General features: G+C 60.4%; 11 protein-coding genes. 3 read left to right on the top strand and 8 right to left on the bottom strand.

The window, feature by feature from the left end:
• Positions 1 to 8: 8 nt before the first annotated feature.
• Positions 9 to 737 carry a cytochrome-c oxidase, cbb3-type subunit II gene (gene ccoO, locus R0J92_RS07545; protein ID WP_106161525.1) on the bottom strand — a complete coding sequence of 243 codons (729 nt, stop codon included), beginning with the start codon at positions 735 to 737 and terminating at the stop codon, positions 9 to 11.
• A 14-nt stretch (positions 738 to 751) separates the two neighbouring features.
• Positions 752 to 2,356, bottom strand: coding sequence for a cytochrome-c oxidase, cbb3-type subunit I (ccoN, locus tag R0J92_RS07540; RefSeq protein WP_106161523.1), 1,605 nt, complete (start codon positions 2,354 to 2,356; stop codon positions 752 to 754).
• Between the two features lie 228 nt (positions 2,357 to 2,584).
• On the opposite strand from ccoN, the gene R0J92_RS07535 reads away from it, so the two are divergent.
• Positions 2,585 to 3,424, top strand: a complete 840-nt coding sequence (locus R0J92_RS07535) for a universal stress protein (protein WP_411051254.1) — start codon at positions 2,585 to 2,587, stop codon at positions 3,422 to 3,424.
• 295 nt (positions 3,425 to 3,719) lie between these two features.
• Here R0J92_RS07535 and fnrL read toward each other — a convergent pair whose 3' ends face one another.
• Positions 3,720 to 4,460 (bottom strand): transcriptional regulator FnrL, encoded by a 741-nt coding sequence (fnrL, locus tag R0J92_RS07530; RefSeq protein ID WP_106161519.1) that lies wholly within the window; start codon positions 4,458 to 4,460, stop codon positions 3,720 to 3,722.
• Between the two features lie 60 nt (positions 4,461 to 4,520).
• On the opposite strand from fnrL, the gene hemN reads away from it, so the two are divergent.
• Entirely contained in the window at positions 4,521 to 5,876 is a 1,356-nt protein-coding gene (gene hemN, locus R0J92_RS07525) for an oxygen-independent coproporphyrinogen III oxidase (protein WP_411051253.1), read from the top strand.
• A 172-nt stretch (positions 5,877 to 6,048) separates the two neighbouring features.
• Here hemN and R0J92_RS07520 read toward each other — a convergent pair whose 3' ends face one another.
• From R0J92_RS07520 to R0J92_RS07500, 5 genes are all read right to left on the bottom strand, one after another.
• Entirely contained in the window at positions 6,049 to 7,644 is a 1,596-nt protein-coding gene (locus tag R0J92_RS07520; protein WP_411051252.1) for an ABC transporter ATP-binding protein, read from the bottom strand.
• 58 nt (positions 7,645 to 7,702) lie between these two features.
• On the bottom strand, positions 7,703 to 8,809 hold the full coding sequence (locus R0J92_RS07515; protein WP_411051251.1) for an ABC transporter permease: 1,107 nt from the start codon (positions 8,807 to 8,809) through the stop codon (positions 7,703 to 7,705).
• A gap of 130 nt (positions 8,810 to 8,939) precedes the next feature.
• Entirely contained in the window at positions 8,940 to 10,028 is a 1,089-nt protein-coding gene (locus R0J92_RS07510; RefSeq protein ID WP_106161514.1) for a microcin C ABC transporter permease YejB, read from the bottom strand.
• A 7-nt stretch (positions 10,029 to 10,035) separates the two neighbouring features.
• Positions 10,036 to 11,976 (bottom strand): extracellular solute-binding protein, encoded by a 1,941-nt coding sequence (locus R0J92_RS07505; protein ID WP_411051250.1) that lies wholly within the window; start codon positions 11,974 to 11,976, stop codon positions 10,036 to 10,038.
• Positions 11,977 to 12,297: 321 nt separating this feature from the next.
• Entirely contained in the window at positions 12,298 to 12,798 is a 501-nt protein-coding gene (locus R0J92_RS07500) for a c-type cytochrome (protein ID WP_106161510.1), read from the bottom strand.
• A 120-nt stretch (positions 12,799 to 12,918) separates the two neighbouring features.
• Between R0J92_RS07500 and R0J92_RS07495 the strand changes: the two genes are divergently transcribed.
• On the top strand, positions 12,919 to 13,749 hold the full coding sequence (locus tag R0J92_RS07495; protein WP_411051249.1) for a prephenate dehydratase: 831 nt from the start codon (positions 12,919 to 12,921) through the stop codon (positions 13,747 to 13,749).
• Positions 13,750 to 13,764 lie beyond the last annotated feature (15 nt).

Genomic DNA, 13,764 nt, shown 5'->3' with positions numbered 1-13,764 from the left:
TCCTCCGCTTAACGGTTTGCGTCCGGCGTGAAGGTCGAGAAATCGACCAACGTACCGAGCATCTGCAGATAGGCGATCAGCGCATCTGCTTCAGAAACACCAGGCTGACCGTCGAAGTTACGCACATTTACGTTCTCCCCATAGCGTTCCAGCAGCCCGTCATAGTCACGATCAGGGTCCGCCTGTGCCAGGAAGTCACGTTGGGCCTGCTCTACCATGTCGTCCGTATACGGCACGCCGACGATGGCATTTGTGGCGAGCAGATCGCCGATGTATTTTCCGTCAACGCGGGTGCGTTCGAGGAAGTCATACTTCGGCATCACCGATTCCGGCACCACCGACTGCGGGTCACGCAGGTGATCAACATGCCAGTCATCAGAGTAGCGACCGCCGACGCGGGCCAGATCCGGCCCGGTCCGCTTGGACCCCCATTGGAACGGGTGGTCATACATCGACTCCGCCGCCAGCGAATAGTGACCGTAGCGTTCGACCTCATCGCGCATCGGGCGGATCATCTGACTGTGACAGACGTAGCAGCCTTCGCGGATGTAGATGTCACGCCCCGCCAGCTCGAGGGGGGTGTAGGGACGCATGCCCTCCACCTCCTCGATGGTGTTTTCCAGATAGAACAGCGGGGTGATCTGAACCAGGCCACCGATGGTGACAACGAGAAAGGAACAGATCAGCAGAAGCGTCGCGTTGGTCTCGAGGATTTTATGCTTGTCGAGAATTGCCATCTCTCCGGCCCTCCTTATTCAGCCGGGACCGCGACGGACAGGCTGGCCTCTTTGGCCGGCGCCCGACGAACGGTCATCCAGAGGTTGTAGCACATGACCAGCGACCCGGAGAGGAACAGAACCCCGCCCAAACCACGCATCACATACATCGGAAGCTTCGCAGCAACGGTGTCGGCAAAGGACCACACGAGGAAGCCGTTTGCATCCACTTCACGCCACATCAGGCCTTCCATGATACCAGTCACCCACATGGACGCCGCGTAGAGCACGATGCCGATGGTGGCGAGCCAGAAGTGCCAGCTGACCAAGCTCAGGGAGTAGAGGCGCTCGCGCTTCCACAGAACTGGGGTCAGGTAATAAAGCGCACCAAATGTGATCATACCGTTCCAGCCCAACGCACCAGAGTGCACGTGACCAATGGTCCAGTCGGTGTAGTGGCTCAGCGAGTTCACGGCGCGGATCGACATCATCGGACCCTCAAACGTGGACATGCCATAGAAGCCGACCGAAATCACCAGCATCCGCAGAACGGGGTCGGTGCGCAGCTTGTCCCAGGCGCCCGACAGCGTCATCAGACCGTTGATCATGCCGCCCCAGCTGGGCATCCACAGCACGATCGAGAACACCATACCAAGGGTCGAAGCCCAGTCAGGCAGGGCCGTGTAATGCAGGTGGTGCGGACCGGCCCAGATATAAAGGAAGATCAGCGCCCAGAAGTGGATGATCGACAGTTTGTAACTGTAGACCGGACGATTGGCCTGCTTCGGGATGAAGTAGTACATCATGCCGAGGAAGCCCGCCGTCAGGAAGAAGCCCACCGCGTTGTGGCCATACCACCACTGTACCATGGCATCCTGCACGCCCGGCCAGACGATCACCGACTTGGAGCCCCAGATCGACACCGGGATGGTCAGGTTGTTGACCACATGCAGCATGGCCACGGTCACGATGAACGCCAGGAAGAACCAGTTCGCCACATAGATGTGCGGCTCCTTGCGGCGAATAATCGTGCCCAGGAAGACCGCCAGATATGCGACCCAGACCACTGTGAGCCACAAGTCGGTATACCATTCAGGCTCGGCATATTCCTTGGATTGCGTGCCGCCCAGCAGGTAGCCCGTGGCTGCCAGCACGATGAACAGCTGATACCCCCAGAACACGAACCACGCCAGATTACCGCCCCAGAGCCGCGCTGCGGACGTCCGCTGCACGATGTAGAAGGACGTCGCGATCAGCGCGTTGCCACCGAAGGCGAAAATCACCGCCGAGGTGTGAAGTGGCCGCAGGCGACCGAAGTTCGCAAACCCTTCGGACCAGTCGAAATTCAATACCGGAAAGGCGAGCTGAAACGCGATAAAGGTCCCCACGAGGAACCCGACCACACCCCAGAATGCGGTTGCGACAACACCCGCACGCACAACTCCGTCGAGATATTCTCCAGTTACCGGAACTGGAACCGGTTCATCCGTCTTGCGCAGGGTTGCCAGAAACAGCCCCGCTGCGACGCACATCAGAATCACAGCATGCACCTGATAGGCCAGATCTCTGGCGTAGCCGGCGGCGACCATGAAGAAGATCGTCAATACGCCAAGCACTAACAGCTTGAGATAATTAGACATTTCATGCCCCTTTGAATGGTTCACCCGTTTTCACATCCCATGCAGGCAGAGGTCGGGCGTTGTTTTCTAAGACTCTGATGCCAGAGCCATCACTCTAAAACATTGATCTGCATCAAGATGCTCTCCTATGGGATGTGTCATGTCACCTCATGGGGAAAACCTGGCACGCGACTGTTGCAATGCCACACTCCTTCGCCGGAACCATTTGATTTGGGAAAGGGTCAGTCCATGACATACAAAACAATTCTCACCGTCCGCACCACGCCCGATGGCACCACAACCGCATTGGATCAGGCCGAGGCGATGGTACGCCGCAACAACGGCCATCTCGATGTGCTGTGCCTCGGCGTCGACCGCACCAGAGTCGGGTATTACGATGGTGGCGCAAATGCGATTGCAATCAACACAATGATCGAGCGCGCCCGCGAAGATATGCAGGCAACCGAAGCAGCCGCCACCCGACATTTGCAAGCCACCGATGTGCCTTACACAATCTCCAACGCGATCACTCCGCTCGGCGACATTACCCGCGTCATGGCACATCACGCACGCTTCAGCGATCTTGTGGTGATGGAGCTGCCCTACGGTGAGGGTCAGGGACCGGAAGTGGAACCGATCGTCGAAGCGGCGCTGTTCGATGCCCGCACGCCGGTCCTCGTACTCCCGGAAAACAGCAGCTTGCCGGCGTCTCCCAAGACCGTGGTCGTGGCCTGGGACGAGAGCATTGAAGCGTTGGTTGCCGTGCGCAAGGCCTTGCCTGTCCTGCAGGCGGCAGATCTGGTGCGGATCGCGGTGATTGACCCGCCGCAACATGGCACGGAACGGTCTGATCCGGGTGGCCTGCTGTGCCAGATGCTGGCGCGACACGGCGTGGCCTGCGAGATTGATGTGCTCAGCAAGACCTTGCCGCGGGTCTCGGATGTGCTCAGCCGTCACGCGACCGACACCGAGGCAGAGCTGATCGTGATGGGGGCCTATGGCCACTCTCGCTTCCGCGAGTCGATCCTGGGCGGGACCACCCGTAATATGCTGGAACACGCGCAGCTTCCGGTGCTTATGGCACATTGACCCTGATAGCAGGGCGCGCGCGGCTTGCGGCTGCATCCCCGTGCGTTTCAGGCGCTCCATCTCGTTGGGGTGGCCTTTCGCCCCTCGGCTGACCGAACCGTTGCCATCCCGCAGCGGTTCGGCGGGCACGCAATTCAGCATCCCAGGAGTGCTGGGTCTGCGCGGCTGCGAAACAGTGCAGTCAGTGCGTTGGCCTCACGAACGAGAGCAGAACCGCCATTGTTCAGCGGGATTCCAGAACCTGGCCGCCCTCAACAAAACAGGTCCGACAGGTCGCCGAGCGGGCAGCGGACGTTTAGCCGACCAACCCACCATCACTGTCATCACCCGCTTCCTCGATCAGGCGGCGCATATCTGGCACTGTCACATGCCGCTTGCCCTCCAGCGAGATCACGCCAGCCTTCTTCAGCGCCGAAATCTGCCGACTGACCGTTTCCAGCGTCAGGCCGAGATAATCCGCCATCGCCTCCCGTGTCAGCTTGAGATCAAAGCTCACGGCGCCGGAGGATGGATCGGTGCTGAGAGACGCATCTCTCCGCGCGATGATTGACAACAGGCTGGCGATCTTTTCGCGCGCAGTCTTACGACCCAACACCAGCATCCACTCACGCGCCGCATCCAGCTCGTCCAGCGTCATTTCCAGCAGGCGATGCGCGATATGCGGTGTCTTCGCCAGCAGATCTTCGAAAGGTTTCTTTCTAAAGCAGCACATGACCACGTCTGTCGTGGCGACGACGTTATACGCCGCCCCCGCGCGCCCCGGTCGCCCCACAAAATCGCTTGGCAACAACAGCCCCACCATCTGGGTGCGCCCGTCCTCCATCGTCTGGGTCAAAGTTGCGATGCCAGAGACGACGGATCCGACAAAATTCATCTGGTCGCCTGACCAGATCACGGCCTGGCCAGCTTCATAGCTGCGATAGTATTTGATCGCATCCAAAGCTTCCAATTCGTCGCTCTCGCACCGGGCGCAGACAGCCCGATGGCGAATCGGACAATCCGCGCAGTCGGTCAATTTGTACTCTGCAAGGGTCATGCGCGCCTCTGGTTGATCTGTGTCAAAGCCGAAACTTTCGGTCGCCCCTACCTTATGCGCATGACACAGGAATCTCAATTGGCCCAGCTCGGACTATTCGACGCAAAGGTGCCCCGCTACACAAGCTATCCCACCGCGCCTCACTTCAACAATGACGTGAGCGCCGACCGCTTTGCATCCTGGATCGGTTCGATCACGCCCGGGTCAGAGATCTCCCTTTACGTGCATGTGCCGTTCTGCCGGAGGCTGTGCTGGTTCTGCGCCTGCCGCACGCAGGGCACGCAATCGGCTTCTCCAGTGCGGGCCTATGTCGAGGTGCTTATGCAGGAACTTTCCCTGCTGGCGCAACATCTGCCCGAGAGGGTGACCCTGTCGCGCCTGCACTGGGGCGGCGGCACGCCGACACTGCTGACGCCGGATCTGATGACAGAGTTGGCCGAGGCGATCTTTGCCGTCGTGCCAATGGCCAAGGGCGGCGAATTTTCAGTGGAGATCGACCCGAACGAGATCGACGCCGCGCGTCTCGATGCGCTGGCGACAGCGGGGATGACCCGCGCCTCCATTGGCGTTCAGGATTTTGATCCGGACATTCAGGAGACCATTGGCCGCATTCAGTCCTTCGATCTGACACATGACGCGGTCGAGATGATCCGCGCGCGCGGCATTGCCAGCCTCAACGCCGATATCCTCTTCGGACTGCCGCATCAGTCCGTCATGTCGATGACCGAAAGCGTGCAAAAACTTCTGTCGCTCTCGCCGGATCGGGTGGCTCTTTATGGTTACGCTCATGTGCCGTGGATGGCGCGGCGTCAGAACATGATCCCGACGGACAGCCTGCCCACGCCACAGGACCGCCTGAAGCTGTTCGAAACCGCGCGGCGGTTGTTCCTCTGGGATGGCTATCGCGAGATCGGGATCGATCACTTTGCAGCCCCGCATGACGGGCTGGCGATGGCAGAGCGCACCGGCAACCTGCGGCGCAACTTTCAGGGCTATACCGATGACCGGGCCGACGTGCTGGTCGGGCTTGGCGCATCGTCCATCTCCCGCTTCCCGCAGGGCTACGCACAGAACGCGCCGTCCACCTCCGCCTATACAAAGGCAGTGCGCGACGGGCAGTTCGCAACCACGCGCGGTCATATGTTCAGCGCCGCGGATCGGCTGCGTGGCCGCCTGATCGAGGCGTTGATGTGTGATTTCGCGATCTCATCCGACGACATCTTGTCCCGGTTTGCGATTACCCAAGCCGAACTGAGCGCGATGTATCGAGATGTCGCCGCCGCCTTCCCGGACATGCTGGACGTGTCGGCGGATGGCCTGCGCATCCGATCAGAGGGAAAGCCTTTGACCCGAATGATCGCGCGCCATTTCGACGCCTACGATCTCAGCAAGGCGGGCCACAGCTCGGCCATCTGACGCCTGCAGCCGGTCCCGCGCCGCGTCAGCGGCGCCCGGCCCAACGGGACGGGCTGCATTTTCAATGCAGCGTGGACGGGCGGGAGCCTCCCCCCTGCCCTTGGCGCCGTGTCGAAGGCGCAGCTGCGAGACCGTACAACACATCATAGCTCAGCCGAGGACGACCCGCGTTCTAAGGCGTCCCCGTCACCGCCGACAACAGATGCCGCGTGTATTCCTGTTGCGGGTTGGCGAAGACCTCTTCCGATGGGCCCTGCTCCACCACATCCCCGGCCTTCATCACCAGGATCTCATGCGACATGGCACGCACCACGTTGAGGTCGTGGCTGATGAACAGATAGGCCAGCCCATAGCGCGCCTGCAGGTCACGCAACAGGTCGACGATCTGCACCTGCACCGTCATGTCGAGCGCCGAGGTCGGTTCATCCAGCACAACCAGTTTGGGACGCAGCACCATGGCGCGGGCGATCGCGATGCGCTGGCGCTGGCCGCCGGAAAACTCATGCGGGTAGCGGTCCATGGCCGCCGGATCGAGCCCGACCTCCTCCATCACCTCTGCCACCAGTTCGCGCGGTTTGCGGTGCTGGTCCACCTCGTGAATCGCGAGCCCTTCGGCGATGATCTGCTGGCAGGTCATCCGGGGCGAGAGCGAGCCGAAGGGATCCTGAAACACGATCTGCATATCCTTGCGCAGACGGCGCAGGTCGCGCGTCGACCATTGGCGCAGATCCTGCCCCTGAAAGCGCACCTCGCCTTCGGACGCGATCAACCGCATGATCGCCAGCGCCATCGTGGTCTTGCCGGACCCGGATTCCCCCACGATCCCAAGCGTTTCGCCCGCCCGAACCGAGAGCGACATCGGGTTCACCGCCTTCACATGTCCCACCGTGCGTTTCAGAAAACCGCGCTGGATCGGGAACCAGACCTTCAGGTCCTTGGTCGAGACCAGCTCCTGCGCGTCCTGTGGCACCGGTCCCGGTCGCCCCGAGGGTTCAGCGGCGAGCAGCTTTTGCGTGTAGGCGTGCTTGGGATTGGCAAACAGCTCCGCAGTAGGGCCTTCTTCGACGATCTCGCCAGATTTCATCACGCAGACCCGATCCGCGATGCGGCGCACGATCGACAGGTCATGGGTGATAAACAACAACCCCATGCCCTCGCTTTCCTTCAGCTCGGCCAGCAGGTCCAGGATTTGCGCCTGGATGGTCACATCAAGCGCCGTTGTGGGCTCGTCCGCGATAAGAACGTCGGGTTTGTTGGCCAAGGCCATGGCGATCATCACCCGCTGGCGCTGCCCGCCCGACAGCTGGTGCGGATAGGCGCCAAGGCGGCTTTCGGCGTCGCGGATGCCGACCTTGTTCAGCAGGTCGAGAATGCGGCCACGGGCGTCCTCGCCCATCACGCCCTGATGCAGCGCCAGCGCCTCTCCCAGCTGTTTTTCGATAGTATGCAGCGGGTTGAGCGAGGTCATCGGCTCCTGAAAGATAAAGGAGATGTCATTGCCCCGCACCTGCCGCAGGGTGCGCTCATTTGCGCCGATCATCTCCTGCCCGTCGTAGGTGACAGAGCCGGACACATGCGCACTATCGCCCAAGAGCTGTACGGTGGAGAGCGCCGAGACAGATTTTCCGGAGCCGGATTCGCCCACCAGCGCCACGGTCTCACCGCGTGACAGCGAGAAGGAGACGCCCTTGACCGCCTCGGTCAACTGGCCGTCCTGACTGAAGGCAACGCGCAGGTCCTTGACCTGAAGGATGGGGGACTGCGTCATTGGCCTTGCCTGCCCCGGCCGGTTGGCGAACGGTTCTCAAACCTCATGTCTACACACGTCATGAAAAGGTCTTTCTCGGATCAAACGCATCCCGCACGCCCTCAAAGATGAAGACCAGAAGCGAGAGCATGATGGCAAAGGTGAAGAAGGCGGTGAAGGCAAGCCAGGGCGCCTGCAGGTTCTGCTTGGCCTGCAAGGTCATCTCGCCCAACGACGGCGCCGAGGACGGCAGACCGAAACCGAGGAAATCGAGACTGGCCAGCGTGCCGATGGTGCCGGTCACGATGAAAGGCAGCATGGTCAGCGTCGCCACCATCGCATTGGGCAGCATGTGGCGGAACATTATGGTCATGTTGCCGACGCCCAATGCCTTGGCCGCGCGAACATATTCCAGGTTGCGGGCGCGCAGGAATTCGGCCCGCACCACGCCCACCAAAGCGGTCCAGCTGAACAGGATCATCAGGAACACCAGAAGCCAGAAACCGCGCCCCAAGATCGCGAACATGATGATGATGACGTACAGCGAGGGCGTCGCCGACCAAATCTCGATCAGGCGCTGGAAGATCAGGTCCAGCCAGCCGCCGAAAAAGCCCTGTACCGCACCGGCAACAACGCCGATGAGGCTGGCCGCCGCCGTGACGATCAGGGTGAAGACGATCGACAGCCGAAAGCCGTAAATCACCCGCGCCAGCACGTCACGCTTGGTATCATCAGTGCCCAGCCAGTTCTGGGAGTTGGGCGGCAGCGGCGCCGCACCAGAACGGTTCACCGGCGTGTCAAAGCTGTAGGGGATTGGCGGCCAGAGCGACCAGCCCTCGACAAAATCCTCGCCCGCGTAGCTCCCGGCGTCGATCTGCGCAAGGATGTCGTCGGGGGTATCAAAACAGTCAAGACTGCCACCCGACGCGATCAGGCATTGCACTTCTGGATCGCGATAGACCGCCTCGGTCTGAAAATCGCCGCCGAAGTCCGTTTCCGGGTAGAAGTTCCAGATCGGGGTAAAGTAGTCGCCGCGGTAATTCACCAGGATCGGCTTGTCGTTGGCCAGCACATCGGCCAGCAGCGACAGGCCAAACAGGACCACAAAGATTCGCAGCGACCAGAGCGCGCGGCGGTTGCGACGGAAGTTGTTCCAGCGGCGCTGGTTGAGGGGAGAGAGAGCCATGGCGTCAGGTTTCCCTCTGGATTTGTGTCCGAAGTGGGTCGTGTCCGGGCACGAGACGGGACATCCCGCGCGCGCCTCCCGCCGTCGCGGTCGGGTTCCAGTTCAAAAGAGGTCGGTCGAAGATCACGCCTCAGCCCTCCCGCTTTTCAAAGTCGATGCGCGGATCAACCAGCACATACATGATGTCCGACAGGATCCCCACAACCAGCCCCATAAGGCCAAAGATGAACAGCGTGCCAAAGACGATCGGGTAATCCCGCGCCACTGCGGCCTCGAAGCCGAGACGGCCCAGCCCGTCGAGCGAGAAGATCGTCTCGATGATCAAGCTGCCGGAAAAGAAGATCGAGATGAACACGCCCGGAAACCCCGCGATCACGATCAGCATCGCGTTGCGGAACACATGCCCATAAAGCACCCGGTTTTCGGTCAGACCCTTGGCGCGGGCGGTCATCACATATTGCTTCTTGATTTCGTCGAGGAAAGAGTTCTTCGTCAACAGCGTCAGCGTCGCAAAGGCCGAGATGGTGGAGGCCAGCACCGGCAGGGCGATGTGCCAGAAGTAGTCACCGATTTTGCCCATCAGGCTGAGGCTCTCCCAGTTTTCCGAGGTCAGCCCCCGCAGTGGGAAGATCTGCCAGTAGGAGCCCCCCGCCAGCAGCACCAGCAGCAGGATCGCAAACAGGAAGCCGGGGATCGCATAGGCCGCGATGATGACGCCGCTGGTCCAGCTGTCAAAGCGGCTGCCATCACGCAGCGCCTTTTTCACGCCAAGCGGGATTGAGATCATGTAGGCGATCAGCGTCGACCACAGGCCCAGCGAGATCGACACCGGCATCTTTTCCAGCACCAGATCTATAACGCTGATATTGCGGAAATAACTCTCACCAAAATCAAACTGCACGTAGCTCCACAGCATGTTGAGGAAGCGTTCCAGCGGCGGCTTGTCAAAGCCGAATTCACGCTCCAGTTCCTCGATGAATTCCGGCGGCAGGCCACGGGCCCCGGCATATTGGCTTTCGGCCTGACCGACGGTTTCGGCGCCCGCGTCATTGGACGCCCCGGAAAAGCCGCTGAAGACATCGCCGCCGCCTTCAAGCCGCGCGATCATCTGTTCGACCGGACCACCGGGGACGAATTGCACCAGCGCAAAGTTCACCACCATGATCCCGATCAGCGTCGGGATCACCAGCAGAAGGCGCCGCAGGATATAGTTGAGCATCAGGGAGTTACCTCAGCGCGCCAGCATCGCGCAGCGCTTTGGCCTTGTCCTCGTTATACCACCAGAAGTCCAGATACCCGAGGCTGTAGGGCGGGATTTCCGCCGGGTGCTCGAACTGGTCGTAATAGGCCACCCAATGATCCGGATTGTACCACAGCGGGATCATGATGAATTCGTGCCGCAGCGCCCGGTCGAGCGCGGTCATGATGGCGACCTCCTCTTCGCGGGTCTCCGCCCGGAGGGATTCCTCGATGATGCTGTCGATCAGCGGCGAGGCCAACCCGGCGGGATTGAACAGCGAGTATTCCGCCGCCTCAGAGCCGAAACGCTGCGCCAACCCGGTGCCGGTACCAAGGAAGGAGGTATAGGAGTCCACCACCAGATCATAATCCCGCGCACGCTCGCGGCTGGTGTATTGGGCGGTGTCCACCACCTCGAAGTTCACAGCGACGCCAAGGCTTTCGAGGTTGTTGACGAAATTCTCCATCACCCCGCGCGTGGTCGGCGAGGACGACGAGGAGAACAGGAAGTCCAGTTCAAACGGCGCGCCTTCCGGCGTCACCCGCTTGCCATCGCTACCAACGGGATATCCGGCCTTTTCCAGCAGCGCGGCGGCCTTGCGGGCGTTGCGGCGGTCGAACAGGCGGGACGGCTCGGAGGTCGCAGGCACATAGACTTCTTCCTCCAGCATCTCCGACGGCACCAGATCGCCGAGGCTGTCGAGAAACGCGCGCTCCGCGCCCGCCGGCACCCCTGTGGCCATCAATGGCGAATTCTGGGTGAAGGAGGCACGGCGTTCAAACAGGCCATAGAGCAGGCTTTCATTGGACCATTCAAAATTGAAGGCCAACGCCAGTGCTTCGCGCACGCGCCTATCCTGGAAATCCGGCGACGCGAGATTGAAGATGATGCCTGAGGGGCTGGGCGGCGCGCCATTGGGCAGTTCCTCCAGCTTCACCGCACCGCTGTCGACCTTGGGAAAGTCATAACCGCTGGCCCATTTCTTACTGTCGCCCTCGGCGCGGAAGGTATATTCGCCCGCCTTGAACGCCTCGAATGCGGCGGTGTCATCGGCAAAGATCTCCACCCGCAGCGTGTCAAAGTTGTGCCGCCCCTGGTTCACCGGCAGATCCTTACCCCAGTAGTCCGGATTGCGTTTCAGTACGAGACGGCGGGACAGGTCGATTTCGTCAATGACGTAGGGGCCGGAGCCCGGCGGGCCTTCAATCCAGTTCTCGCTCAACTTCTGGCCGGTTTCATCAAACCACTTCTTCGACCAGGCCGGCACCCCGCCCACCTGCTCGATCAGGCTGCGCCGAGAGATGCCGTCGGCGAAGTAGAACTTGATGGTGTGATCGTCGATCACCTCCACCTTCGGGATACGTTTGCGCACCGCGTCGGCATAGGATTTCAGCCCCTGATCCAACAGAAGGTTATGACTGAAGGCGATGTCATGGGCGGTGACCGGCGTGCCATCAGAAAACTTTGCCTCCGGACGCATGTGGAAGATCACCCAGGATTTGTCCTCCGGGTACTCCACGCTTTTGCACAGCAGGCAGTAGGACTGGCCGTATTTATCCGCAGGCGCGGCATCGGCCAGCAGGCTCTCGTAAGGGTAGACGGAAAACGCATGCGCCCGCCCCTTACCCGAATAGGGGTTCATGCTGTCGAGCGTGCCGATGAAGGGAATCGCCAGCTCGCCGCCCTTTGGGGCCTCCGGGTTCACATAGTCGAAATGGGTGAAATCCGCCGGGTAATCGAGATCACCATAGAAGGAATAGCCATGACTGGTGATCACAACCGCCTCGTCAGCGCTGCGGGCGGTCACAGCGGAGGTCAGGAGCGCCGCGGCAGACAGGAGCGCCGCACTGGCCAGAGGCTTGATCCATGATCGGTCGCGGGATTTCGCAGTCACTCTTGTCGTCACATGCACGCGTCTGATCGTCATCTGCCTAACCCTTCTTATGCGGCACCTCTTCATCGGGGCTCTGTGGTCCCGGTGCCTTGTTCTGTTACCGTCGAAGCTAAATGTCCGGAGCTGTTGTTTTCAAGCCGAGAATGCGCGCTCGCATTGATTTGAAAGCAGATCACCGCCGATGTGGCGCAGCAACGAAGCATTTCAATACCACCACCACCCAATGGCCTTGGAATCCGGCGCGACTTGGGTGGTGCAACTCATGCGCCACATCCGAATGCAAAAAGGCCACAGCAGAAGCTGCGGCCTTTTGAGAATATTCCGATATTCTGACTGGGTTAGAGACTGATCCGATCAGTTCCCCAGGCTTTCAAGGTAGGCAATCAGGTCTACCCGATCACCAACTTTCTTCAGGCCTGCAAAGGACATGGTTGTGCCGGAGGCATAGGCCGAAGGCTTGGTCAGGAATTCGTTCAGCTCTTCTGGAGTCCAAGCTCCCTCGAGCCCGGCCAGAGCGCCAGAATAGCTAAATCCACCGATCGACGCGATGTCGCGACCGACGACTCCGTCAAGATGCGGACCCGTTGCGTCGGTGCCATCAACCTTGTGGCAAGCCGAGCACTTGCGGAACACTTTGGAACCCTTGTCGACATCTGCCTCAGCCATCAGCGTTGCAAAGTCCACTTCGGGTTCGTCGCTCGCAGCGCCAGCATCGGCCACTTCGATGACGTAGGACGCCTCGCCGTGTGCTTCAACGTGGTAAAGCTCCTCGGCAACCCATTTGCCCAAGAGGAACACAAGGAACGCGCCGCAAAAGCCTGCAGTCGCTTTGGTGAGTGTCATCGTGTCAAACATGATAGCGAGTCCATTTCAGCTGTCTTGCAGGCTGTGTAAGGGTTCCCCTGACAACTGGCAAGGTATAGACACCGCGACTAAACGACCATTTCCTCAAGTTTTTGCAAAGATGACGCAACCATGAGACAGAAAATCGCGATCCAGGGCGAACTTGGTTCCTATAGCCACGAAGCCTGCCGCAACAAGCGCCCCGATATGGAGGTGCTGCCCTGCCGTGGTTTCGAGGATGCGATAAATGCTGTCCGCTCCGGCGAAGCGGAACTTGCGATGCTTCCGGTGGAAAACACCACATATGGCCGGGTTGCGGATATTCACCGGCTGTTGCCGCATTCCGGGTTGAGGATCATTGATGAGGCTTTCGTGCGGGTTCACATCAACCTGCTTAGCGTGCCCGGTGCGACGCTGGAGGATATCAAGGAGGCCCATTCCCATCTGGTCCTGCTGCCGCAATGCGCGGGCTTCCTGCGCGAGCATGACATTCGCGGCCGGGTCAGTCCCGACAACGCCCGTGCCGCACGCGAAGTCTCTGAACGCGCCGATGTGACCCATGCCGCGCTGGCTTCGGAGTTGGCGGGCGAGATCTACGGCCTCAACGTGTTGGCGCGCCACATCGAGGATCAGGGCAACAACACCACGCGCTTTCTGACAATGTCCCGCACAGCTGATCTCAGTCGACGTGGCGACAAGGGCATGATCACCAGCTTTGTCTTTCAGGTCCGCAACATTCCCGCCGCTCTGTACAAGGCCATGGGCGGCTTTGCGACCAATGGCGTCAACATGACCAAGCTGGAAAGCTATATGGTCGGCGGCTCTTTCACAGCGACACAGTTCTACGCCGACATTGACGGCCATCCAGAGGACGAGAACGTCAAGCGTGCGATGGATGAACTGGCCTATTTCACCACCAACATAGAGGTTCTTGGCGTCTACCCTGCCGATCAGATCCGTTGACCGGATTGCCTCCAA

This window comes from Tritonibacter sp. SIMBA_163 (assembly GCF_046535935.1).
Lineage (GTDB): Bacteria > Pseudomonadota > Alphaproteobacteria > Rhodobacterales > Rhodobacteraceae > Epibacterium > Epibacterium scottomollicae.
The sequence above is the reverse complement of the archived record's forward strand: the minus strand, read 5'-3'. Positions and strand labels throughout refer to the sequence as shown.